This window comes from Pseudomonas sp. BP8 (assembly GCF_017875955.1).
Classification (GTDB): domain Bacteria; phylum Pseudomonadota; class Gammaproteobacteria; order Pseudomonadales; family Pseudomonadaceae; genus Aquipseudomonas.
In genome coordinates this window covers 2,953,882-2,977,385 of record NZ_JAGINK010000001.1, presented here as the reverse complement: position 1 = coordinate 2,977,385, position 23,504 = coordinate 2,953,882, and the positions used below count along the sequence as shown (strand labels likewise).

The 23,504-nt window shown below is 62.3% G+C and carries 20 protein-coding genes; 7 read left to right on the top strand and 13 right to left on the bottom strand.

Annotated features, from left to right (window positions below; all coding sequences use genetic code 11):
- Nucleotides 1-63 precede the first annotated feature (63 nt).
- Complete coding sequence (locus tag J3B00_RS13040) at nucleotides 64-1,683, top strand: BCCT family transporter (RefSeq protein ID WP_209867901.1); 1,620 nt, start codon at nucleotides 64-66, stop codon at nucleotides 1,681-1,683.
- A 160-nt stretch (nucleotides 1,684-1,843) separates the two neighbouring features.
- On the opposite strand, the gene J3B00_RS13035 is transcribed toward J3B00_RS13040, so the two are convergent.
- The 4 genes from J3B00_RS13035 to J3B00_RS13020 all read right to left on the bottom strand — a co-directional run bounded on the left by J3B00_RS13035 (nucleotide 1,844) and on the right by J3B00_RS13020 (nucleotide 5,616).
- Nucleotides 1,844-2,374 (bottom strand): glyoxalase superfamily protein, encoded by a 531-nt coding sequence (locus J3B00_RS13035; protein WP_209867900.1) that lies wholly within the window; start codon nucleotides 2,372-2,374, stop codon nucleotides 1,844-1,846.
- A 257-nt stretch (nucleotides 2,375-2,631) separates the two neighbouring features.
- Nucleotides 2,632-3,660 (bottom strand): glycine betaine/L-proline ABC transporter substrate-binding protein ProX, encoded by a 1,029-nt coding sequence (proX, locus tag J3B00_RS13030; RefSeq protein WP_209867899.1) that lies wholly within the window; start codon nucleotides 3,658-3,660, stop codon nucleotides 2,632-2,634.
- A 56-nt stretch (nucleotides 3,661-3,716) separates the two neighbouring features.
- On the bottom strand, nucleotides 3,717-4,670 hold the full coding sequence (gene proW, locus J3B00_RS13025) for a glycine betaine/L-proline ABC transporter permease ProW (protein ID WP_209867898.1): 954 nt from the start codon (nucleotides 4,668-4,670) through the stop codon (nucleotides 3,717-3,719).
- A gap of 28 nt (nucleotides 4,671-4,698) precedes the next feature.
- Complete coding sequence (locus tag J3B00_RS13020) at nucleotides 4,699-5,616, bottom strand: glycine betaine/L-proline ABC transporter ATP-binding protein (protein ID WP_209867897.1); 918 nt, start codon at nucleotides 5,614-5,616, stop codon at nucleotides 4,699-4,701.
- 221 nt (nucleotides 5,617-5,837) lie between these two features.
- Here J3B00_RS13020 and J3B00_RS13015 point away from each other — a divergent pair, with 221 nt between their 5' ends.
- From J3B00_RS13015 to J3B00_RS13000, 4 genes are all read left to right on the top strand, one after another.
- Entirely contained in the window at nucleotides 5,838-6,188 is a 351-nt protein-coding gene (locus J3B00_RS13015) for a cupin domain-containing protein (RefSeq protein ID WP_209867896.1), read from the top strand.
- 10 nt (nucleotides 6,189-6,198) lie between these two features.
- A complete protein-coding gene (locus J3B00_RS13010; protein ID WP_209867895.1) occupies nucleotides 6,199-6,537 on the top strand; it encodes a RidA family protein in 339 nt (112 codons plus the stop codon).
- Between the two features lie 178 nt (nucleotides 6,538-6,715).
- A complete protein-coding gene (locus tag J3B00_RS13005) occupies nucleotides 6,716-8,107 on the top strand; it encodes an FAD-binding oxidoreductase (RefSeq protein WP_209867894.1) in 1,392 nt (463 codons plus the stop codon).
- Between the two features lie 10 nt (nucleotides 8,108-8,117).
- On the top strand, nucleotides 8,118-9,086 hold the full coding sequence (locus J3B00_RS13000; RefSeq protein ID WP_209867893.1) for an NAD(P)-dependent oxidoreductase: 969 nt from the start codon (nucleotides 8,118-8,120) through the stop codon (nucleotides 9,084-9,086).
- Between the two features lie 141 nt (nucleotides 9,087-9,227).
- Here J3B00_RS13000 and J3B00_RS12995 read toward each other — a convergent pair whose 3' ends face one another.
- The 9 genes from J3B00_RS12995 to J3B00_RS12960 form a co-directional block, all read right to left on the bottom strand.
- Nucleotides 9,228-11,624 carry a TonB-dependent siderophore receptor gene (locus tag J3B00_RS12995; protein WP_245362795.1) on the bottom strand — a complete coding sequence of 799 codons (2,397 nt, stop codon included), beginning with the start codon at nucleotides 11,622-11,624 and terminating at the stop codon, nucleotides 9,228-9,230.
- Nucleotides 11,625-11,837: 213 nt separating this feature from the next.
- A complete protein-coding gene (locus J3B00_RS12990) occupies nucleotides 11,838-12,782 on the bottom strand; it encodes a FecR domain-containing protein (RefSeq protein WP_209867891.1) in 945 nt (314 codons plus the stop codon).
- Between the two features lie 3 nt (nucleotides 12,783-12,785).
- On the bottom strand, nucleotides 12,786-13,295 hold the full coding sequence (locus tag J3B00_RS12985; RefSeq protein WP_209867890.1) for a sigma-70 family RNA polymerase sigma factor: 510 nt from the start codon (nucleotides 13,293-13,295) through the stop codon (nucleotides 12,786-12,788).
- Between the two features lie 130 nt (nucleotides 13,296-13,425).
- Nucleotides 13,426-15,591, bottom strand: a complete 2,166-nt coding sequence (locus J3B00_RS12980) for a methyl-accepting chemotaxis protein (RefSeq protein WP_209867889.1) — start codon at nucleotides 15,589-15,591, stop codon at nucleotides 13,426-13,428.
- A 274-nt stretch (nucleotides 15,592-15,865) separates the two neighbouring features.
- Nucleotides 15,866-16,123, bottom strand: coding sequence for a hypothetical protein (locus J3B00_RS26595; RefSeq protein WP_245362544.1), 258 nt, complete (start codon nucleotides 16,121-16,123; stop codon nucleotides 15,866-15,868).
- A gap of 372 nt (nucleotides 16,124-16,495) precedes the next feature.
- Nucleotides 16,496-17,302 (bottom strand): TIM barrel protein, encoded by an 807-nt coding sequence (locus tag J3B00_RS12975; RefSeq protein ID WP_209867888.1) that lies wholly within the window; start codon nucleotides 17,300-17,302, stop codon nucleotides 16,496-16,498.
- On the bottom strand, nucleotides 17,299-18,039 hold the full coding sequence (locus J3B00_RS12970) for an SDR family NAD(P)-dependent oxidoreductase (RefSeq protein ID WP_209867887.1): 741 nt from the start codon (nucleotides 18,037-18,039) through the stop codon (nucleotides 17,299-17,301). The genes J3B00_RS12975 and J3B00_RS12970 overlap by 4 nt, the downstream gene beginning before the upstream one ends.
- Nucleotides 18,036-19,385 (bottom strand): MFS transporter, encoded by a 1,350-nt coding sequence (locus J3B00_RS12965; RefSeq protein WP_209867886.1) that lies wholly within the window; start codon nucleotides 19,383-19,385, stop codon nucleotides 18,036-18,038. Before J3B00_RS12965 ends, J3B00_RS12970 begins: the two co-directional genes overlap by 4 nt.
- A 46-nt stretch (nucleotides 19,386-19,431) precedes the next feature.
- A complete protein-coding gene (locus tag J3B00_RS12960) occupies nucleotides 19,432-20,259 on the bottom strand; it encodes an amidohydrolase family protein (protein ID WP_209867885.1) in 828 nt (275 codons plus the stop codon).
- Between the two features lie 147 nt (nucleotides 20,260-20,406).
- On the opposite strand from J3B00_RS12960, the gene J3B00_RS12955 reads away from it, so the two are divergent.
- The gene (locus J3B00_RS12955; protein ID WP_209867884.1) at nucleotides 20,407-21,360 is read left to right on the top strand and encodes a LysR family transcriptional regulator; all 954 of its coding nucleotides are present in this window, start codon (nucleotides 20,407-20,409) and stop codon (nucleotides 21,358-21,360) included.
- A gap of 369 nt (nucleotides 21,361-21,729) precedes the next feature.
- Complete coding sequence (locus J3B00_RS12950) at nucleotides 21,730-23,055, top strand: MFS transporter (RefSeq protein WP_209867883.1); 1,326 nt, start codon at nucleotides 21,730-21,732, stop codon at nucleotides 23,053-23,055.
- The last annotated feature ends 449 nt before the right edge of the window (nucleotides 23,056-23,504 follow it).

Sequence of the window (23,504 nt, the reverse complement as noted above, 5' to 3'; positions counted from 1 at the left end):
GCGCCTTCGGGCGCTTTTTTCGATTCCACCTTCCGGCCTTGAAAAATAAAAAGGAAATAGCCGATGCGTGCAAAAACTGGCCTGTTCAAGGGCCTGAGCCCCGTGGTGACCGTCGGGTCGCTGCTCATAGTGATCGCCTTCGTGGTGCTGTGCGCCACCCAGGGCGACCAGGCCACCGGGGTGTTCAAGAACGCCTCCGACGCCATTCTCAACAATCTCAAATGGTTTTACATTGCCCTGGTCAGCGGTGTCCTGAGCCTGCTGATCTATATCGCCTTCAGCCGCCACGGCAGCCTCAAGCTCGGACGCGCGGATGAGAAGCCCGAGTTCAGTTTCGCGGCCTGGATTTCCATGTTGTTCAGTGCCGGTATGGGCGTGGGGCTGATTTTCTGGTCGGTCGCAGAGCCGGTCCTGCACTACGCCGACAACCCGTTCAGCCCTGGCCTGAGCGATGAGGCCGCGTCAATGGCCATGCGCCTCACCCTGTTCCACTGGGGCCTGCACCCGTGGGCCATCTTCACCAGCATCGGCCTGGGTCTGGCCTACTTCGCCTACCGTGAAGGCCTGCCGCTGGCGTTGCGTTCGGTGCTCTACCCGCTGATCGGCAAGCGCATCTACGGCCCGATCGGCCACACCGTCGACATCATCGGCGCCGCGGTGACGGCCTTTGGCGTGTCGCAGTCGTTGGGCATGGGGGTCGAGCAGATCAATACCGGCCTGAACCAGGTATTCGGCGTGCCGGTCAGCCTGTCGTTCAAGCTGGGGATCATTGCCGTGGTGACGGTGATTGCCTCCATTTCGCTGATCGCCGGCGTGTCGCGGGGCATGAAACGCCTGTCGACGGTCAACATGTTCATCTCGCTGGGGCTGATGCTGGTGGTGCTGGTGCTTGGGCCGACCAACTACATCATGAACCTGCTGTTTGAATCGACCGGCGACTACCTGCAGAACATTGTCGGCCTGAGCCTGTGGACCGACACCCAGCATGACAGTGGCTGGCAGAACAGCTGGACCGCGTTCTACCTGCCGTGGTGGATGACCTGGGGGCCGTTCGTGGGCCTGTTCATTGCGCGGATCTCCCGCGGCCGAACCATTCGCGAACTGGTCGTCGGCGCCTTGTTCGTACCTACCCTGGTGACCATCCTGTGGATGGCGGTATTTGGCGGCACAGCACTGAAGGATGAGCAGAACACTCGGCATGCCTACAACAGCCTGCCGGTTGCCGAGCAGACTGCGGCAGGTGCGTTTGCCGGGGGTCCGATTCTCGAAGCGACGCGCAAGGAAACCACCACGGCGATGTTCACCCTGCTCGAGCGGCTGGACGGCAAGACCTTGGGCGGCATTCTGAGCATTGTCGTCTGCCTGCTGCTGGCGGTGCATTTCGTCACCGCGGCCGACGCCGGCACCCAGGTGCTGTGCATGCTCAATGCCGTGGGCAGCATCGACCCACCAAACTGGCTGCGCGTGCTGTGGTGCGTGCTGGAGGGGGCGATTGCGGCGAGCCTGATCATTGCCGGCGGACTATTGGCGATCCAGATGGCGAGCATCGTCGTCGGGCTGCCGATTGCGATCTACATGACGCTGGCGAGCTACAGCCTGTTGCGTGCCCTGCGTACAAACGCTGAGCTGGCACAGGCTCCGGCGGTTGCGCTGGAACCCGCGCGACTGGTCGAACCGAGTTGATCATGGCTTAGGGGGTGATGCCGGTGAGGGCTGCGCCCTCATTTCGCGACACAAGGCCGCTCCCACAGAGACCGCGCATGCCTCAAGCCATTGTGGGAGCACCTTGTGTCGCGAAAGGGCTGCAAAGATGTCTGTCAGTGCCAGGCAAACCCGCTGCCAATCAGCTTTGACAGAAGCGGATCCGGTTGCCGAACGGGTCGTAGACTTCCAGCAGCTTACCCCAGCCCTGTTCGACGATGTCGGGTCGGCCAAAGCCGTAGCGCTTGGTGATCAGTTCGTCGCGCAGGGCTTCGATGTTTTGCATGGGTACGAAGATCGTCGTCCCCGGGCTTGCATCGCCATGGTGTTCCGACAGGTGTATCTGCAGACCACCCCGGCTGAGCCCGAGGTACAGGGGCAGATCGGCTTCGAAACGATGCTCGAATTCGATGCTGAAGCCGAGAAAGTCCAGATAGAACTCTCTGGCCTTGGCTTCATCGAACATTCGCAGAATCGGGATGGCCTTTTCCAGCGTAACGGCAGGGCTGGGAGATTCGCTGGGAAGGAGTGCCGAAGCGGTGTTCCAATCCTTGTGGCCGAGTTGCTGCGCAACCATCTCCAGCGCAGAAGCATGAGAGATTTCGTGGTTGCGAGCCGCTAATGAGCTGCGCAAGCTCTTGGCCATGCGCTTGGCCTGTTCGATTGTCGACATGCTGTCTCCTGGCGTCGAAGCGTGATGGTGCTCGCGTTGCCAAACCTCGACTATCAAGAGCGATGCGAAAGGGTCTGGAGCTTAGAGATGCTTTCACCTTTCCAGTATGGAGCGAGCGGCAGGCAGCATCGGCCGGTGCCAATACTACACAGTCTGTGTAACGGCCGAAAGCGCCTGGCTTGGCGCTCTAGCCGTCTATCTGTGGTGATTGGGATTGATTAGCTAAACCCTGTAGGAGCGGCAGTGCGGTGGTCAGTTCAGTTGCTGGCCTGGACCGCCGCCGCGCGCGCTGCACTCACCCAACCATCGAACTGCTGCTGATGGGCGGCGATCCAGGCCTTGGCATGCCGCTGGATATCCGCAGCGGACTTCTCCCCTTGCTGCATCTTCAGGTTCTGCGCGCTCTCGTCCGCCGCCGGTATCTGCATCAGCGAGAGAAACTTCACAGCCGCCGGGTTCTTCGCAGCAAAGTCACGGTTGACCAGCGCCTGGACCTTGTCCAAGGCAAAACCAAGGTTCTTGCCTTGATAGAGGGTGTCGACCGTGTTGTCGCCGCCCGGCAGGTCGGTCTTGGGCACCTCCAGCCAGACCACGTCACGCCCTTCGACCAGCACCCCGGCAACCCACTGCGGTGCCCAGGTGTAATAAAACACCGGCTTGCCTTCCTTGAAGCGGCTGATGGTGTCGGCCATCAATGCGAAGTACGAACCCTGATTGACGTGAATCGCGTTGGTAAGGTCATAGGCCTTCATCTGATGCTCGATCACCAACTCGCAACCCCAGCCCGGGTTGCAGCCGGTCATGTCGGCCTTGCCGTCACCGTCGGTGTCGAACAGCTTGGCGATCTCTGGCTTTTTCAGGTCGGTGATGTACTTGATGTGGTATTGATCAGCGGTTTTCTTGTCGATCACATAACCCTGCAGCACACCGGGCAAGATGTCGCCGGTCTTGACCATGTTTTCATCGCCGCCGGCCTTCTGGTAGAAGCTGGCGTGCAACTTGTCCCAGGCATTGACGGTGAAGTCGGCATCGCCAAAGCCGACCGCCAGGACCATGGTGGCGTATTCGGTTTCCTTGGCCGTCTGCACCTTGTAACCCAGCTCTCGCAGGCCGGCCAAGGCCACCTCGCCACGGAACCGCTCTTCATCGACGGTAGGGAACGCCGGGGTTATCTTGACCCCCTCGCCCGGCCGGTCCGCCGAGGCGCTGGCGCCCAGGCAGAGCATACTCAAGGCAAGGGCCGAGGCACCTCGCAACACATGACGGGTGAATGTTGACTCGCACATCTTCGCGTACCTTTTGTGGTTATTGTGTGGATTGCGGCAGATTCAAACGGTGAAACTCAGGCGGGCTCGCGCCGCCCGGCAGGTTGCTTGGCCCCGAACAGCCGCAGCAGCACGCCTAGCGGGCCGGTGTGATACCAGCGCAGGCTTGGATCGGCGCTGGTCCTGGCGCCCATCGCCTGGGTCAGCCGATCCAGGAAGATCGCCAGTAGCACCAGGCCGAAACCGCCGACGGTGGCCAGGCCCATGTCCAGGCGACCAATGCCACGCAAGACCATCTGGCCAAGGCCACCTACCGAAATCATCGAGGCGATCACCACCATCGACAGCGACAGCATCAAGGTCTGGTTGAGGCCGGCCATGATGGTCGACGTGGCCAACGGCAGTTGCACGCGGGTGAGCATCTGCCGCGGGGTGCAGCCGAAGGCACGCGCGGCTTCGATCTTGTCCTCAGGCACCTGGCGGATGCCGAGGTTGGTCAGGCGCACCAGCGGTGGCAAGGCGAAGACGATGGTCACCAGCACCCCGGGCACGTTGCCGATGCCGAACAGCATCACCACCGGCACCAGGTAGACGAACGCGGGCAAGGTCTGCATGGCATCGAGCACCGGCCTGATCACCCGCTCCAGGCGGTCGCTGCGCGCGCAGACGATGCCCAGCGGGATACCGATCAGCGCGCAGAAGAACACCGACGTGAGCACCAGCGCCAAGGTGGTCATCGACTCCGACCACACACCGATCAGGCCGAGCAGGGTCAGTGTGACGAAGCACAACAGCGCCATGCGTTTGCCCGCCAACTGCCAACCCAGCAGCGAAGAAAGCAGAATACCGATGCTCGGTGGGATGCTCTGCAGGATCAGCTCAATGCCGTTGAGCACCTGATCGATCGGCCAGCGGATCGCCCGGAACACATCCCGGAAGTTATGCACCATGTAGTTCAGGGTAGCTTCCACCCAGTCACCCAAGGGGATGGTGGCGGACTGGAACGGGTCGAGAAGACTGAATTCGGACATCGTGGCTTACCTCTTCGGGGCGGGGCGCTCAGTGATGGGTGTCGGCGAGTTCCATCTCTCTACGGCAGACCTGGCAGACCGTTGTCGGGTCTTGCACGGCCATGTCACTGGTCTTGAGTACCCGAGACACGTCGAAGCCCTTGAAGAAGGCGCGCACGTATTCATTGGCCGGCTGCTGGATCAGCTCCAGCGGCGTCCCGATCTGCACCACGCGGCCGCCCTCCATGATCGCGATACGATGGCCGATGCGCACGGCCTCTTCGATGTCGTGCGAGATGAAGATGATGGTGCGCTGCTGTTCAGCCTGCAGGCGGATCAGCTCGCCCTGCATCTCGCTGCGAATCAGCGGGTCGAGGGCCGAGAAGGCTTCATCCATGAGCAGGATGGTCGGGTCGTTGGCCAAGGCACGGGCCAGGCCGACACGCTGCTGCATGCCTCCGGACAGCTGGTGCGGGTAGCTGTGTTCGTGACCGGCCAAGCCCACCTGGGCCAGGGCCTGACTGGCCCGGGCATGCCGCTCGCGCTCACTGACGCCAGAGATTTCCAGGCCGAATGCGCTGTTCTCCAGCACGCTCATGTGCGGCATCAAGGCAAAGGACTGGAAAACCATGCCCATGTCCTTGCGGCGCACATCGAGCAGGGCCTTGTCGCTGAGGCCGGTGATTTCCCGGCCGTTGAGGTGGATGCTGCCACTGGTGGGTTCGATGAGCCGATTGAACAGCCGCACCATGGTCGACTTGCCCGACCCGGACAAGCCCATGATGACGAATATCTCACCACGTCTTACCGAAAAACTGGCATCGAACACACCCACCACATGGCCGGTTTTCTTGAAAATCTGATCCTTGTCCGCCCCCTCGTCGAGCATCTTCATGGCCATGTCGGGATTGGGTCCGAAAACCTTGAAAATGTTCTTCACCGAGAGAATTTCATCGGTATGGCTCATACGATCCTCTTCTTATATTTATGACCGAACGCGATTGACTCTATCCCTGCGCCGCCCCGCTGAATTGTATGGGTCGGTCAATTTGTATTATCCCGACGGCAAAACCGGCAGACGGCGGCCACACGTGCAATGACTGGTCCTAACCGTTATATGCACGGCGACCGACGCGGTGCAAAAGTACCGGCCGATGTGCCCAATGCCTCCAGAACAAGGAACTCCGCATGAACCAAGTGCTGACCGTCGTCCGCAACGCCGCCGCCTCTCCCTTGGGCGAAACCGCCCCGGCACGCTTGCCGATCGGTGAACCGATTGCCGTCGCTGCCACCGGCCAGGCCCAGACCGACGACGCCGTGGGCGCCAGTATCGGCGTCTGGGAAAGCAGCCCGGGGGTGTTCCGTCGCCACCTGAAAAACCGCGAGTTCAGCCATATCGTCAGCGGCTGGTGCATCTTCACCCCGGACGGTGGCGAGCCGGTGGAGCTGCGTGCGGGGGATGCGGTGTTGTTCCCGGAGAACTGCGAGGGGGTCTGGGATATCCGTGAGCCGCTGCGCAAGACCTACGTACTGTTCTGAGGAGACCAGGATGATCGAGCGTATCAATCCGGGGCCGCGGGCCAGCCAGCTGGTGCTGGTGGACGGGCGTATCGAGACGTCCGGCATCGTCGCCCTGGCGCCGGGCGACATCGCGGCGCAGACCCGCTGCGTGCTGGCTCAGCTGGAGCAGTGGCTGGCCCAGGTGGATGCCGACAAGCGGCACCTTACCCGGGTGCAGATCTGGCTGGCGGACATGGCTGAATTTGCCGCGATGAACGCGGTGTATGACGCCTGGGTCGGTGATCAACCACCGGCGCGCGCATGCGTCGGCGCCGCCCTGGCCAGCGCCGATTACCGTATCGAGATCCAGGCCTTCGGCCAGCGCTGATTGCGCGACCTGCTGCTGTCAAAAAATCTGCCGTCGGACCACCCGTCCCGGCAGCTTTTTCATTTATGTGATCCCGCTGCAGCGTTGTTCTATCAATTGTCCCCCGCATCATAGTGCGCAACCTTGCGCGCTCCCCATGATGTGAGCACAAGACAACACATGCTCGAAGGCACCCCTTATGTACCGTGGATTCTGGTATGCCCAGGCGCTAGACCTGGACAGCGATCTGGCCCCTGCCCTGCAGGAATCGATTCAAGCCGATGTGTGCATCGTCGGCGGCGGTTTTCTTGGCCTGTGGTCGGCCATCCGCCTGAAACAGGCTAACCCCGAGAAGCACATCGTCATCGTCGAACGTGACCGCTGCGGCGCCGGCGCGAGTGGCCGCAACGGCGGTATCGCGACCAACTGGTGGGGCAAGTACCTGTCGGTGCGGACCATCTGCGGTGACGTCGAAGCCAGGCGCATCTGCGAAGCCGCCGAGTCGGCCATCGACGAGATCGGCACCTTCTGCGAAGAACACGGCATCGACGCGCAGTACCGCAAGGCCGGTTGGCTGTGGACTGCAACCAACCAGCGCCAGATGAACTCCTGGCGGGTGCTCACCGAAGGCCTGCACAACCTGGGCGTCAATCCGTTCCAGGACATGGACCGCCACACGATGCAGAGCCGGGTTGGCTCACCGCTGGTGCTGGGCGGCATCTATGACCCGAACGCTGCCACCGTGCAGCCGGCCATGCTCGCCCGTGGCCTGCGCCGCGTCGCCCTGAAGCTGGGGGTGAAAATCTACGAGAAAACTCCACTCACTCGTCTTGAGCAAGGCGCCAACCCGGTGGTGCACACGCAAAACGGCAGCATCCGTGCCGCACGTGTGGTGCTGGCGATGAACGCCTGGGGCGCACGCTTCCCGGAACTGCGCCGGATGATCGCGATCATGTCCAGCGACATGGTCGCCACGGCGCCGGTCAAGGCCAAACTGGACGCCATCGGTTTCAGCGGCGGCGAGTGCATGACCGACTCGCGCACCGTGCTCAACTACTGGCGCAACACCCCTGACGGGCGCGTGGTGTTCGGCAAGCCCCTGGGCCAGTTCGCCTACGCCGGGCGCATCGGCAACCTCTACGAAAAACCCTCGCCAGCGGCCGACAAGGTTACCGCCGAAATGCGTCGGCTGTACCCGCAACTGTCCGGCGTGCCGGTGGTCAGTAGCTGGACTGGCCCGATCGACCGCGCCATGAAAGGCCTGCCGAATTTCGGCTACCTCGACCATCACCAGAACATCGCCTACGGCATCGGCTTCTCGGGTAACGGCGTCGCCACCACCGTGTTCGCCAGCCGCATCATCAAGTCGCTGGTCGAGCATGCCAACGACGAGTGGGCCAACTGCGGCCTGGTCGACCAGCGCATGAAACTGCTGCCGCCGGAGCCGTTCCGCTTCTTTGGTGCGCACATGGTGCGTGATGCGCTGGTGCGCAAGGAGTCCCTCGAGGACCACAATCAGGACGCCGGTTTCGTGACCCGTCAGCTGGTTGCCATGGCCCCTGCCGGCTACGTGCCGGCGCAGAAGAAATAAGGATTTGATCGTGACTGAACAGATCGTCTTTCTCGATGACGAAGGCCTGGCGCCTTCGACCCGGATGAAACGCCCAACCCGCGCGCACAGTTGGCAGCAGTTCGCCTATACCCACCCTGAGCAGGTGCTGGAGCACCTGCAGGACGCAACCATTGCACTGACCTGCAGCGTTCCGCTGCGCGAGGAGCACCTGCGCCAGTTGCCCAAGCTGAAGATGATTTCGCTGGCCCTGACCGGTCGCGACATCGTCGACGTCGACTACTGCGAAGCGCATGGCATCGAAGTGTCGAGCGTACCGGGCTATGCCGCCAATACCGTCGCCGAACACAGCCTGGCGATGATCCTCGAGCTGTTCCGCCGGCCATCAGCCTTTACCCGACTGATGCGCCAGGTGCATGCCGGCGAGGCGCCGCACCAGAACATCTACTTCAACCATCGCATCCGCGATGTCCGCGACAAGCAACTGGCGATCATCGGCAGCGGGCCGATTGCCCTGCGCCTGGCGCATCTGGCGCGCGCGTTCGGTATGCAGGTGCTGTTCGAAGACCGCGGCGGTATGCGCCGTGGAGCGGACTGCCGGCCGCTGGCCGAGCTGCTGAAAAGTTGCGATGTGCTGTCGATCAACTGCCCGTTGACGCCGCAGACCTACAACCTGATCGATGCTGCGCAACTGGCGTTGATGAAGCCGGATGCGGTGGTGGTCAATACCGGGCGTGGCGGGGTTGTCAATGAAGCCGCGTTGATCGATGCACTGCTGCATGATCGGCTCGGTGGGGTGGCGCTGGATGTGGTCGAGCATGAGCCATTGCATCCGAGCAATCCGCTGTTCGCGTTGATTGATCGCGATGACTTCCTGCTCAACCCGCACATTGCCTGGAGCAGTGAAGATGCCATGCAGCAGTTGATGGACAGTGCGGTCGACAACATCAGTGATTTTATCGAACGGCAGGAGGCTGCACGCAGGGTTCGGACTGCGTGATGGATGGCACCGGCTGTGCCGGTGTTCGCGGGGCAAGCCCGCTCCTACAGGGCTGCGGTTTCCTCGATCCTGTAGGAGCGGGCTTGCCCCGCGAACACTGGCGAAGCCGGTGTCATACACCCGCGATGTCCAGCCCTGGCGTTACCAGTCGTAGGTCATCTCGACCGAAGCCACCCGTTCCTTGCCGTAGTAGCAGCCAAACGAGTAGTTGCAGTCAGACACATACTCACGGTCAAACACGTTCTGCACGTTCAGGCTGGCGTTCAAACCACGCAGGCTCGGGTCAAGCTTGCCCAGGTCGTAGCGCACGGTGGTGTCATACACAGCGTAAGCCGGCACGTCGAAGGAGTTGGCCGCGTCGCCCGGCTTGCGCCCGGTATAACGTGCACCTGCGCCAAAGGTCAGGCCATTGAGCATCGCCTGGGTGAAGTGATAATCGACCCACAGCGTCGCCGATACCGGCGCTTGCGCTTCACTGCGATTGCCCTGATCGCCATAAGTCGACTTGGTGTAGAACGAATCGATGTAAGTCGCCGCGCCCAGCACATCGACATTGTCGATGCTGGATTTGATCTCCAGCTCAACCCCACGCGAACGCACTTCTCCCCCTTGCGACTGGTACTGCTGATACACCGTGTCGCCGGTCAGGACGTTCTTCTGCTTGATCTGGAACACCGACGCGGTGACCAAGGTTTTTTCCAGCGGCTGGTACTTCACCCCCACTTCATACTGCTCGCCCTCGGTCGGATCAAATGCCTTGCCGCCACGCTCAGGCGCAGCGGTACCCAAGGTCGGCAGGAACGACTGCGAATAACTGACGTAAGGTGCCAGGCCGAACTCGGTCACGTAGGTCAGGCCGATACGACCGGTGAACTGGCTGTCACGCTTGGACTCGATGCTGCCGGCGAGCAGATCCTTGTTGTCGATTTCGGCCCAGTCCTGACGGCCGCCGACGGTCAGGATCCAGTTGTCCAGCTTGATCTGGTCTTGCAGGTAGACACCCGTCTGGCGAATGGTGTTGTCCCAACGGGTATCCAGCTCGGGCGTCACACTGCTGGTGTCGTAGTTGTTCTTGCCATAGAGGTCAACCGGCAGCACGTTGTATGCGTTGTAGCCGTCGTACTTGCGGTTGAAGTGGCGGTAGTCGACACCCGCCAGTGCCGTGTGCTGCAGGGCGCCGGTATTGAATTTGTACTCAAGGTTGTTATCAAGGGTGTAGGTGATGTTGTGCTGGCGCCAGTCGAGCTTGACCCGATTGGCCTGGGTGTTGGCCGGCACGTCGGCGTCAGTGACAAAACTGCGCAGGTAGAAACCTTTGTAGTCGTCACGCACATCGGTGTATCGCGCGGTGGAGCGCATGGCCAGATCGTCGTTGAAACGGTGGCTGAAGTCGTAGCCAAAAATGTACTGGTCGCGCTTGTAATCGTTGTAGTGCGAATCACCGGCGAAGAAATCGCGGTCGATCTTCTGCCCGGTGGGGCCACGCTTGAGCGAGCCGATCATGGGCAGTGCTTGATAATCGGCCAGGCCGTCATCGCGCTGGACCTGCGCCAGCACGGTCAGCGAAGTGTCTTCATTCGGTGCCCAGGTCAGGCTGGGCGCCAGCAGCAGGCGTTCGCTATGGGTATGAGCCACCTGCTCGTTGCCTTTGTTGGCAACGCCGATCAGGCGATAGGTGAAGACCTTCTGCTCATCGAGCGGGCCACTGGTGTCGATCCCGGCATTGACCCGGTCATAGCTGCCAGCGCCCAGCTTGACCTGGCTACGCTGCTCGCGGGTCGGGCGCTTGGAGACCATGTTGATCAGGCCACCGGGCTGGTTCTGCCCGTACAGAACAGACGACGGGCCTTTGAGTACCTCGATCCGCTCCAGGGTATACGGATCGATCTGCGGCGCACCGCCCAGGCTGCCGGCATACGGCAGGTAGGCGCCGTCCAGGTACAGCGGGGTCGGGGCAAAGCCGCGGCTGGTGATCTCATCGGCAATCGCATTGCGCTCGGTAAAACCACCCGTACCCAGCCCCGGGGTGTAGCGCAGTGCTTCGGTCAGGCTGCGCGCGCCCTGCGCCTGGACCTGATCGGCGGTGATCACGTTGATGGCCTGGGGGATTTCCAGAATCGGCGTGTCGGTCTTGGTTCCGGTCGCGCTGCGGTTGGCGACATAGCCAGAGACCGGACCATAGGCTGACTCAAGGCCGAGCCCGTCGACACGGGTACTGTCGAGTTGCAGCGTCGAGGCGTCACCGACCACCGGCATCAGCGAGTAACTGCCATTGGCCAAGCGCAGGACCTGCAGCTTGCTGCCAGCAAGCAACTGGCGCAGGCCAGCCTCGCTGCTGTAGCGACCGTGCAGCCCAGGTGAATTCAGCGAGCGTACGTATGAAGGCTCGAACGACACCGTCACCCCTGCCGCAGCCGCAAACTGGGTGAGGGCCGCGTCCAGCGGGCCAGCCGCGATATTGAACTCGGCTTCGGCTTGGTTCTGGGCGAAAGCCGGTTGGGCAATCATCACAGCGGCAAACGGCGTGGCCAGGGCCATGCCCAGCACGGCGCGATTGACCGCGCGGGCCAGGCCGCCTTGGGCAGCGAGGGTGAACCGGTTGCGAGTGACGGGTTGGCAATTCGTGGAGGGGAGCATGCGTTTTCCTTTCGCCCTGCGGCAGTAATTGAGCGCGTCTGGTGCGCCTCTACCTACAAAGTCGAACAAGAATCAAAATCGATAACCCTTCAGCGAAAAAAATGCTGCACCCGCTCAAGCGGCTTCGACGCGCGTCCAGAAACGGCTGAAGTGACGGATGCGTATCGGCAAGGTGGTCGCGAGGTTTTCCAGGATAGTGTCGGTGTTGCCGAGGTGGAAGGCGCCGGAGAGGCGCAGCTCGCCGACATCCGCAGCGCAGCCCAGATGGCCTGGTCGGTAGCGCTGCAGTTCACTGACAAGGTCGGCCAGGCGCCAGTCGTTGACCACCAGCATGTCCTGCGTCCATGCGTCGGGGGCGGCGCCGGCGGCTTGCGCCATGCCCAGTTGATCTGCACGGAAGCGCAGTTGCTGACCCGCCTCGACCCGTGACAGCGCCAGCGACTGGTTACGCACCTCGACGGCGTGTTCGAGCACGCATACCCAACTGCTATCGGCGTCGCTGCGCACGATAAAGCGCGTGCCCAAGGCGCGGATACTGCCTTGCGCGGTGTGCACGACAAACGGCCGCGACAACCCGTCCTGGGCGGTCTCCACAAGGATTTCACCGCTGAGCAAATTCAGCGATCGCACACGGTCGTCATAGCGGACATCGACGGCCGTCGCTGTGTTCAGGTGCAACCGGCTACCGTCGTCCAGGCGCAGCGAACGGTGCTCGCCCACGGCAGTGCGTTGGTCGGCGAGCAGCCTCGGCAGCCCACCGCCGGTCCAGGCCAAGCTCCCTGCGCCACCTGCCGCGAGCAATAGCGACATCAGCTTGAGCACCTCACGACGCTTGGCCCTGGCGCTGCTCAAGGTCGGCCGGGCGATGCCTGGGCCGACCTGCTCGAACTTGTCCTGCAGGCGCGCCAGCCGCTGCCAGGCTTGCAGGTGACGTGGATCACTCAGCAGCCAGCTCTGATGGGCCGCACGCGTGGCCTCGTCAGGCGTGCAGCGCAACTCGACATGCCAACTGGCGGCCGCTTCGAGGATGCCGCGATCCAATGCTTCAGCGACAGCCACGGGTCACTCCTCGGCCAGCAGCAGGCAATGGGTCAGTGCCCGCACCGCGTGTTTTTTCACGGTGGTCAGCGAGATATCCAGCCGCCGCGCGATCTCCACGTAGCTCAGGCCATCGAGTTGTGCCATCAGGAACACCTCGCGGGTGCGCCCGCCAAGGCCGTCGAGCAGACGGTCGATTTCCAGCAGGGTTTCGATGATCAGCAGACGCGATTCAGGGGAAACCTCGACCGGTTCGGGCCGAGCCGCGAGGGTCTCCAGGTAGGCCTGCTCCAGCGCCCGCCGGCGAAACATGTCGATCATCAGGCTGCGGGCAACCGTGCTGAGGTAGGCGCGCGGCTCTCTGAGTTCGGCCGCCTTGCGCTGGGTCAGAACCCGGATAAACGTATCCTGAGCCAGGTCTGCCGCATGCTCGACACAGCCGAGCTTGTTGCGCAGCCAGCCGCACAGCCAGGAATGGTGATCCTCGTAGAGCGTTTGCACGGCGTGGTTGAGCGAGGGGTCGGCGCGAGACATGAGGTAAACCGAACAAGGAGGGGCGTTTAGTAATGACTCTCATTTAACCTGAGTCCTCCGCAGCTTAGCAAGCTTGATGACAGGCAAGGCGGCGGTCGAGTCGAACCGCCGCTACGCCCTCCCCCGAGTGTCAGGCGGCTGCCACCCGCTCAAGCGTGCTGCTGACCTCGAACTGCCCCACCAGTTTTTGCAGCTTGTTGGTATTGACCTTCACCGATTGCGCACTGCTTTGCAGCACCACCACGGTCTGGCTCATCTGCAGGGAAGACTGGTCGACCTTGCTGATGGTCTTGCCGCAATCCAGGCTGCGCTTGTTCAGTTGCTGGATGATGGCGAACATGCTTTCCACCGCCTGGTGCAGCTGGACGTTTTCCGACGACGCATCCTCGGCCAGGCGCAGGCTGTTATCGACGTCCTTGACCCCTTCCTGCATGAAGCTGACCGCCTGCTGGGTTTCGTTTTGCAGGCCTTCGACCATGTGCCGGATGTCGTCTGCGGCACGCGAGGTGCGCGAAGCCAGGCTACGCACCTCGTCAGCCACCACGGCAAAGCCACGCCCATGTTCACCCGCGCGGGCCGCCTCAATGGCGGCATTGAGGGCGAGCAGGTTGGTCTGGTTGGTGATGTCGCTGATCAGCCCAGTGATGTTGCCGATCTGGCTCATCCGGCTGTCGAGCAGTTGCACGCTGGCGGACGAGCGCTCGACCACGTCACGGATCGACTGGGTGCCTTCCTGCACCGCCAGAAACTGCTCGCGGGCGCGGCTGACCACTTCGTCCATGGCCTGCTTCATCTGCTCGGCACTGGCCGAAGCTTGCTGGATTTCGCCCAGTTGGTCTTCGACGATGATCATCATGTGGTGCACCGCCTCGGCCACCTCAGTGGAGGTGACGCTGGCTTGCTGGCTGCGCCCGAGCATCATCTGGTTGGTGCTGCCCACCGTGCGGCTGGCCTTGACCACCTGGCCGACCACCGCGTCGAGGCGGTCGATGAAGCTGTTGATCCAGCGGCCCATGTCACCGCTTTCGTCGTTGGCCATGGCCGTGGTGTCCAGGCGCTGGCGCAGGTTGCCCTCGCCTTCGGCGATGGTCCGGATGACATTGGTCATGCCGTTCAACCGCGCGGCCAGACGCTTGGGCCCAAGCAGGCCGAACAGCGCCGTGGCGCCGATCATGCTCAACGCCTGGATCGCATCGTTGACGCCCTGACTGAGCCCCGCGTAGTGCCCGACCAAGTAATTGCCGGCGAACAGCGCGGCCATGATCGCCACGTACGGCTTCATCAAGCCGTGGCTGAGTGAACGCCGGCGGTACACCTCCTCCAGGTCCGCTTCGCACATCATCCCCCAGCGGTCGGGTGAGCCCTGCAGCTGGAAGGTGACGCCCTTGCCGACTACCGGGATGTGCCGGTAGTCCGAGTAACCGGGATAGGCCACGAACAAATTGGAGCCGCAGCGAATGGTTTCTCGCACCCCGGGGTGCAGTTGCTGGGTGGCGGGGTCGGTGAAGCGCAGTTCCAGTTCGGTATGGCGCTGGATCCGCACGGTTTTCCAGGGCGTGTTAACGCCGCTCTTGAGGTTTTCGCCATGGGTAAACGTGCCATCCTCGAAGCGTGAGCGCGACAGCGCAGTGCCCGGCTGGATCGCCTGGTCGAAGCGCGATTGCGCCATGAACAGGTAGTTGTCACCCGACTCAGCGTAAATGTGCCCCGCTTCACGCTGGATCAGGTCGCCGAGCACATCGTTCGGCACCCGACCGCACAGGCAGCCGATGACTTTGCCGTCGACCTCGACGGGTTGGTAGAACATCAAGGTGACTTCATCGTGAAAACGCGACGACGACGGGCCGATCTGCAAGGTCAGTGAATCGCGGTACGGGCCGTGGAGAAACGGCGCCTTCATGCCTTCGGCCAGCGCTGCGGTGTGTTCGTGACGCTGCTCACTGCGTCGGTTCCAGGTGGAGGCGATGACAGAGGCGCGGGCATCAACCACGAAGATTTCAGAAAAGTCTTCTGCGTGATTGAGCTTGTCGATCAGCATTGCGCTGTCGAGATTGGCCAGGTCGGCGGGCAGGCCATGGGCCAATTCAGCGAGGTGCTCCCATTGCTCGCGTGCCCAGTTTTGCAGCAGCCGCACGCGGGTCTGGGCAATGGCTTCGAAGGTTTGCTCGATGACCGGGTAGGTCGATTTATTGAGCCAGCAGGACCAACCGAGGCTCAGTTTTCCGGTTTTGCCGAACCACGGTAACCAGCGCTGTTCGCTAGAGGACAACTGCATGGAATTGCTGGCAAGCGACATAAATATCCCCATCCGCGACATTCAGATGGCAATTTGACAGCAAATGCTGGGCCAACTCGTGAGCTGGCTAAGTATTAGGGGATTGGAGGCGGTTGGATGCACAGCCTCAGTGCACGGCAGGATAGTTGCACCAAGCGGGTGCGACACCTGATGGCGTCAGTGCCGGCCTCTTCGCGGGGCAAGCCCGCTCCTACAGGTTCAGCGCTAACCCTGTAGGAGCGGGCTTGCCCCGCGAAGAGGCCCGCCCAGTCAACACCGCTGTCCGCGCTGGGGCCTAGTGCAACGTGTGCCTCTGCGGCTCATTTCTGAGTTGTACCTGCGTCAACGCTGATTCCAGCAATGAGCGCACCCCCTCCAGCTCATGCATGACGGTCAACATCATTATCGAACCAGGGGTCTTGGGCATCAGGGTCACGGATTGATGGGCCACCGCCAGCGCGCACATGGCGTACTCAGAGGCTTGGACGAGGGTGTCTTCGAGGGGGCTTGGAGAACGGTTGGAATGGGGTGGATCGGGTACGACTTTACGCATTGGTAACACCTCAATGTTCATGTGCGTTCAACCACACACCCACGACTTGCAGAGCAATGGGTGGCGGCTACGTACGGGCCTGCAAGACCGGAGAACATCGAGGTCAAAACCCGGCTGGCCCGAAGGCCACCCGTACGCAGCCACCATTGAGCACAACCACTGAAAACGCGTCAGCGGCTCGAGGGTGAGCACGATACTCGATGTTACTCAGGCTTGCAGACCTGGCCGTTGATTTGGCAACGACCCACCGAGACTAGGGTGCCCAGATAACCATCGCAATGGCGCAAAGGCGGTAAAAGGATGATTAGGAAACGCCCTACATGGAATAGGGAAAATCGGATTAATCCATGTAGGACTAAGTAGGAAGCATGCTCAAAAGCCGCTCACTCCCGCGCGATCCATCCAGTCCCGAGTCACTGCATAAGCCGCCTGCAATCGCTCTTCACCCTGCAACCGAGACGAGGGAATCTCCACACTCACCGCCACGTCGCTGGGCATCACCGCCAACAACTGCGCCAACGGCAACGCCCCCTGCCCCGGCAACAGCCGCCCTTCTCGCGCCTCCTGAATGATCAACGCTTCAGCCGGCGCCAACAACGGCGCATCACACAACTGCACCGCCCGCAGATGCCGTGGGTCGACCTGTGCAATTGCCGACGCATCGCCGCCCGAGCGATACAGGTGCAGCGCGTCGACAAGCACGCTGCTGTTGCCCTGCCCCGCCGCCGCCAGCACCGCCAGCGCCTGCTGCAGCGTGCCCACCTGACGCCAACGCATGAACTCGAGATCCACCCGCAGCCCATAGCGGCCCGCCAACTCGCACAGCGCAGCGAAGTTGTGCGACAGCCGCGTGGTTTGCGCGTCATCCCCTGAAACGGTAAGGCTGACCGCCCCCAGCTCAGCGCCCGAGGCCAGCAGCGGCTCAGACCCGGCCACGTCCACCTCGGGCGTCAGCGACACGAATTCAATGTCGCTGACCCTGACGCCTTCCCACGCCATCACCGCCTTGAGGTCGCGCAGCACCTGGCTGCCCACGGCCATGGGGTACGCTAGCGCACCGTCCATCACCGGATGCAGGCGCAGGCCCACAGAGGCGAACCCTGCCCGGCCCGCCTGCCGCACCAGCGTCACCGGTTCCAGGTCAAGGGCCGTCAGATGGGCAACGCCCAAGCCCTTCAATAGGTCGCCCTCCCCCCGCTGAGGTCGAACACAAAGCCGGTGGTAAAGCTGCACTCAGGCCCGGCAATCCAGGTGACCATGTTGGCCACCTCTTCTGCCTTGAGGAAGCGCCCCATGGGGATCTTGGCCTTGCTGGCGTCGATGTGCTGTTGGGTCATCTCGGCCATCAACGGCGTCTCGACCATGGCCGGCGCCACGCAGTTGAGCAACACGCCATCCTGCGCCAGCTCCTTGGCGGCCGCCTTGGTAAAGGCAATCACCCCGGCCTTGGCCGCCGAGTACGCCGAGATGTACTGCACGCCATCCTTGCCCGCCATCGAGGCGATGTTGACGATGCGCCCATAGCCGCGCTCACGCATGTGCGGAATGGCGGTGCGACAGCAATAGAACACGCCGTTGAGGTCGATGGCGATGACCTTGTCCCACGCGTCGGTGGGGTACTCCCAGGACGACACCACCGGGCCATTGATGCCGGCGTTGTTGACCAGAATCTCGACCTGGCCGACCCGCTCGAGCACCTCGGCAAAAGCGCCTTCAACCGATGCCAGCGAGGAGACATCGACCGACTGGCGCAGTACCGGCTCAAAGCCGTTTTCGACACTGTCCCAACCATCGACGGCAAGGTCCCAGATGACGATATCAGCGCCTTGCGCATGCAGCCGGCGGGCGATGGCCAGGCCAATGCCGCGCATGCCGCCGGTGATGATTGCGGTCTGCCCTTGCAGGTTCTGGCTCATTGTTTTGCTCCTTCTTCGACACAGTTGATTTCTGGCAGGCGACGCAGGTCGCTGACCATGAACAGGTAGCACAGTGCACCAAGCGCAGTGATGGTTGATACGAACGCCAGGGCCCAGACAAACGAGCCGGTGGCGGTGACGATGATGCCGATGGTCAACGGGGTGACGATGCCGGCGGCGTTGGCGAACAGGTTGAACAGGCCGCCGCTCAAGCCGAGCAGGCCCTTGGGGGCGATATCGGAGACGATCATCCAGGCCAGTGCCGACATGCCTTGGGCAAAGTAGGCGATGCACAGAATGGCGATGACCAGCGCGTCAGATTCCACGTAGTTGGCCAGGACGATCACCGACGCGGTGAGCAGGCCGGCAATCACCGGCAGCTTGCGGGCGACGTTCAACGAGTAGCCGCGGCGCAGCAAGGCGTCCGACAGCCAACCGCCGACCAAGGTACCCAGTGAGGCTGCGATGAACGGCAGCACCGCGACCCAGCCGACTTTCAGCCAGGGCATGTGCCGCTCGGTAACCAGGTAGGTGGGGAACCAGGTCAGGAAGAACACGTTGGTCGAGTTGCAGGCGAACTGGCCCAGGCAGATGCCGAGCATGTTGCGGTGTTTGAGCAGCGCCGGGATCTGCGACCATTGGAAGACAGTGGGTTTCTGCCCACCATCGACCACCCCGCCGCCTGCGGCGATATAGTCCAGCTCCGCCTGGTTGGCAGTGGTGGACTGATGCGGCTCGTGGTATTTGCGCCACCAGACCAGCCCATAGAGGATGCCCATCGCGCCGACGGCCATCAGCAGGAAGCGCCAGCCATAGGCATGCAGCACCCAGAACAACAGCGGCGTGAGGAAGGCCAGGCCGATGTATTCGGCAAAGGTATAGATACTGGTCGCGCGGGCACGCTCGCTCTGCGGGAACCAGGTCGCGACCACGCGGCTGTTGGTCGGGAAGCACGGCGCTTCGGTGATGCCGACCAAAAAGCGGAAACCAAGCAGCGACAAAAAGCCCTGGGCCAAACCCTGCAGGCCGGTGAACAACGACCACAGGGTCAGCGCCAGCCAGTAGGTGAATTTGGTGCCGAGGCGGTCGATAAGAATGCCACCCGGAATCTGCGCGGCGGCGTAGGTCCAGGAGAACGCCGAGAAGATGATGCCCATCATCGCCGCGTTGAGGCCGAGGTCGGCGCTGATGCTGGGCGCGGCGATGCCCATTACGCTGCGGTCGAGGTAGTTGATCATGGTGCCGCCGGAGATCAGCGCGAGGATCATGAAGCGGGTGCGGGTCTTGGCTGTCTGCTGGGCCGGGGTGTCGTACACCCCGAGGCTGAGCTTGTGCTCTGTGGTCATGACGTCGGTCTCTTATTATTGGCGTGTCATCAGGGGCGAAGCAGCGTCAGATAAAACCGAACAAGCGCCGTGGGGTGTCCCACATGATCTTTCGGCGCAGCTGAGGGTCGGGCATCAGGCGCTCGGCCAGTTTCAGCAGCGGGCCGTAGTCAACACGCGAACGCTGGCGAATGAACGGCCAATCGGAGCCCCAGACACAGGCATCCGGGCCAAACGCGGCGATCAGGGCGTGCACGTAGGCCGCGCTCTGCCCGTAAAGAGCCTCAGCCGCGGCAAATTTCTGCATGCCCGAAAGCTTGACGCTGGCACGGCCTGAACGCGCCAGCTTGAGCAGCGCCTGGAAGCCCGGCTGCTGCAGGCCGGCGCTGACATCCGGGCGACCGCAATGATCGACCAGCACCCGCACCGGGTTGCGATCGAGCAGCCCCTGCAGGTGCAACAGTTGGTCTTCGCAGACCTGGATCTGGGCGAACATGCCGAGTTCGGCGAGCTTGCCGAAATTGGCCTCGGCGTTGTCCATGTGCTCGATGCCGTACAGCGCTGGGTTGAACGCCACACCGACCACGCCCTGCTCTTTCAGTGCGGCCAACTGGTCGATGGCGATATCGCGCTCGACCACCGCGATGCCGCGAAAGCGCCCCTGACCTACGGCCAGCGCGTGCAACAGGCAGCGGTTGTCGGTGTGATAGCCGCTGTTCGGCCCGACCAGCAGGGCCTGGCGCACGCCGTAGGTGTCCATCACTTCGCCGAACTGCTCCAGCGTGGCGACTTCCTGGCCGGACGGTGCGTAGGGTGCGTTGGGGTGATAGGGAAATCGCGCGGGGTCAAACAAATGGTTATGGCAATCGATCTTCGGGTCGTCAAAGATGTTCACGAGGCACTCCCGGCAGGCGCCACTGCGCCTGCTTGCAGATCTTGTTATTGTTCGCCACCAGGGCGATTGACTGAGGCTCACGATACTGCGGGCCCGGTGCCGATGCTCATACACAGATATCAAAGACCATAACCAAAGGTAATGCTCATGCTCCCCGGCCAAGACGCCAGCGAGTCCACCGCGATGGTGTTCAAGCTGCGCCATATGGAAGTGTTTCGCGCGGTCATGCTGACCGGCTCGATCAGCGCTGCGGCAAAGATGCTTTACGTCTCGCAGCCGGCCGTGAGCAAGTTGATCGCCTACATCGAAGGGCGCCTGAGCTACCGGCTGTTCGAGCGCATCAACAACCGTCTGGTGCCGACGGGCGAGGCGCAGATCCTGTTTCGTGAGGTCGAGCGGGTGTACCAGGCGGCGCTGGTGGTCAATGAGTGCGCGTTGTCGCTGGCGTCGGGCTCGCAGCGCAATTTGCGCATTTCGTGCAGTGCCTCGCTGTCGACCGTGGTCATCCCGATTGCCCTGGCCCAGCTCAAGCGCGAGTCACCGTCACTGAACATCGAGTGGCAGACCTCGTTGATGAACGAGATGCCCAATCAGATCCTGTCGAAGAAGGTCGACCTGTCGATCGCCGCCTTGCCGCTGGTGCATGACCACCTGCATTCGCGCGCTTTCATGCGCGGGCGCATGGTGGTGGTGATGCCGGCCGAGCATGCGCTGGCGCAGCAGGCGCAGCTGTCGTTGCAGCAACTCGAGGGACAAGCGTTGCTGCTGTTCAGGCCGGACATGCCGTTTGGCAAATTGCTCGCGCAGGAGATCGAACGCCAGGGCGCGCAGTTGGAATCGCTGCTGTCGTTTACCAATGCCAATGAAGCGGTGGCGCTGGTCAAGCAAGGGATGGGCATCAGCATCATCGATGAGTTCGTGGCCCAGGGCAGCGGGCTGAAGGTGGTGCCGCTGGCCGAGGAGATTCACTTCGATATCAGCTTTGTCTACTCGCGCTTCGAGCCGCCGTCGCAGGCGTCGCTGCATCTGATGCGCGTGCTGCATGCGCATGCGGTGAAGCTGGGGCGGGAGATTGCCGGGTTCGAGATGCCGACGGTGTGAGCCGGTGCCGGCCTCTTCGCAGGGCTGCGTGCTTTGCGTGCGAAGGGAGTGCTCAAGGCCTTTTGAAGTTGCGTATGCCTGGAGAATGCCGGGGCTGCTCTGCAGCCCTTTCGCGACACAAGGCCGCTCCCACAGGTCCTGTGCATGCCTTGGCTACAGCGCGGTCCCTGTAGAGGATCGCCTCGCCCGCTGCTGACCACCCGCTGAGCGCTAGCGTTCGGTGATCGAACAAAAAGCCCCTCTGCTGAATTGACGCTCATCCATTCACTGCGCACCATGCGCGGGTCTTGCGGGCCCTTCCCTGCCTTGGGCACAGCCGCGATCTCGCAACACCGCGCCTTACAACAATTTCAATAAAACGACAGTGATATGACCGATTTCAGGATCAACACCGCCGCACCCCGAACGCCCCACAGCTCCATCGGCGACAAGTTTCGCGGAGCCTTCGCCGTTGGCAAGACCCGCTGGGGCATGCTCGCCCTGGTGTTCTTCGCCACCACCTTGAACTACATCGACCGCGCCGCCCTCGGCATCATGCAGCCGACCCTGGCCAAGGAGATGGGCTGGACGGCAATGGACTACGCCAACATCAACTTCTGGTTCCAGGTCGGCTACGCCATAGGCTTCCTCCTGCAGGGCCGATTGATCGACAGAGTGGGCGTCAAGCGCGCCTTCTTCGTCGCGGTATTGCTCTGGAGCCTGGCCACCGGCGCTCATGGCCTGGCCACCTCGGCGGCGGGTTTCATGGTCTGCCGGTTCATTCTCGGCCTGACCGAGGCGGCCAACTATCCGGCCTGCGTGAAGACCACGCGCCTGTGGTTCCCTGCCGGCGAACGCGCCATCGCAACCGGGTTGTTCAACGCCGGTACCAATGTCGGCGCCATGCTTACCCCAGCGCTGTTGCCGCTGATCCTGATCGTCTGGGGCTGGCAGGCGGCGTTCATCGGCATGGCTTGCCTGGGGCTGGTGTGGCTGGTGTTCTGGGGCTTGAAGTACTTCAACCCTGAAGACCACCCGCGGGTCCGCCAGAGCGAACTGGACTACATCCAGCAAGACGCCGAACCGGAAGCGACACGCGTCCCCCTCAGCCGCATTCTGCGTAGGCGTGGCACCTGGGCGTTCGCCGTGGCCTACTCGATCACCGCGCCGGTGTTCTGGTTCTATCTGTATTGGCTGCCGCCGTTTCTCAACCAGCAGTACGACCTGGGCATCAGCGTGACGCAAATGGGCATTCCGCTGATGCTGATCTGGCTCACCGCAGACTTCGGCAGCATCGGCGGCGGCATCCTCTCCTCCTGGCTGATCGGCCGCGGCGTGCGCGCCATCCGCGCGCGGTTGATCTCGATGCTGATCTTCGCTTGCACCATGGTCAGCGTGATCTTCGCTGCGCATGCCAGCGGCTTGTGGATCGCGGTGCTGGCTATTTCCGTGGCGGTCGGCGCGCACCAGGCCTGGACCGCGAACATCTGGAGCCTGGTGATGGATTACACGCCCAAGCATCTGGTGAGTACGGTATTCGGCTTTGGCAGCATGTGCGCGGCGATTGGCGGGATGTTCATGACGCAGATTGTCGGCAGTGTGCTGACTGCCACCCAGAACAACTATTCGGTGCTGTTCATGATGATCCCGGCGATGTACTTCCTCGCGCTGATCTGGATGTACTTCATGGCGCCGCGCTCGCTAGAGACGAAATAAGCAGGCGTACCTTTTTCCTCGACGGGGCCCTTGCGGGCCTCTTTTTTTTGGTTTTTCGCGGATTGTTGGGGGCGGTTATCTGCTGGCGGGCTGGCTTAGGAACTGCAGGCTTTTCCATTTGATGTGGCTGTGCTGCTGGCCCCTTCCGCCATTACGGCGGGTCACTTTTTTTCTTGGAAAAAAGAAACCAAAAACCGCCTGCTTCTGCATCCGGCCCTCCGCTGCGCTACGGGTTCCCTCGCTCCGGTCTTGCTCCTGAAGTCGCGAATTTACGGGCGGCGTCTGGGCTGGCGTTGTTTTCGATAGTGGCAGGTGTGGTGGATATTCGGGCCTCTTCGCGGGGCAAGCCCGCTCCTACAGGATTTGCGCCGAGTTCAAAATTTGCGCCCATCCTGTAGGAGCGGGCTTGCCCCGCGAAGAGGCCGGTACTGGTAACGCAAATCGCAGGG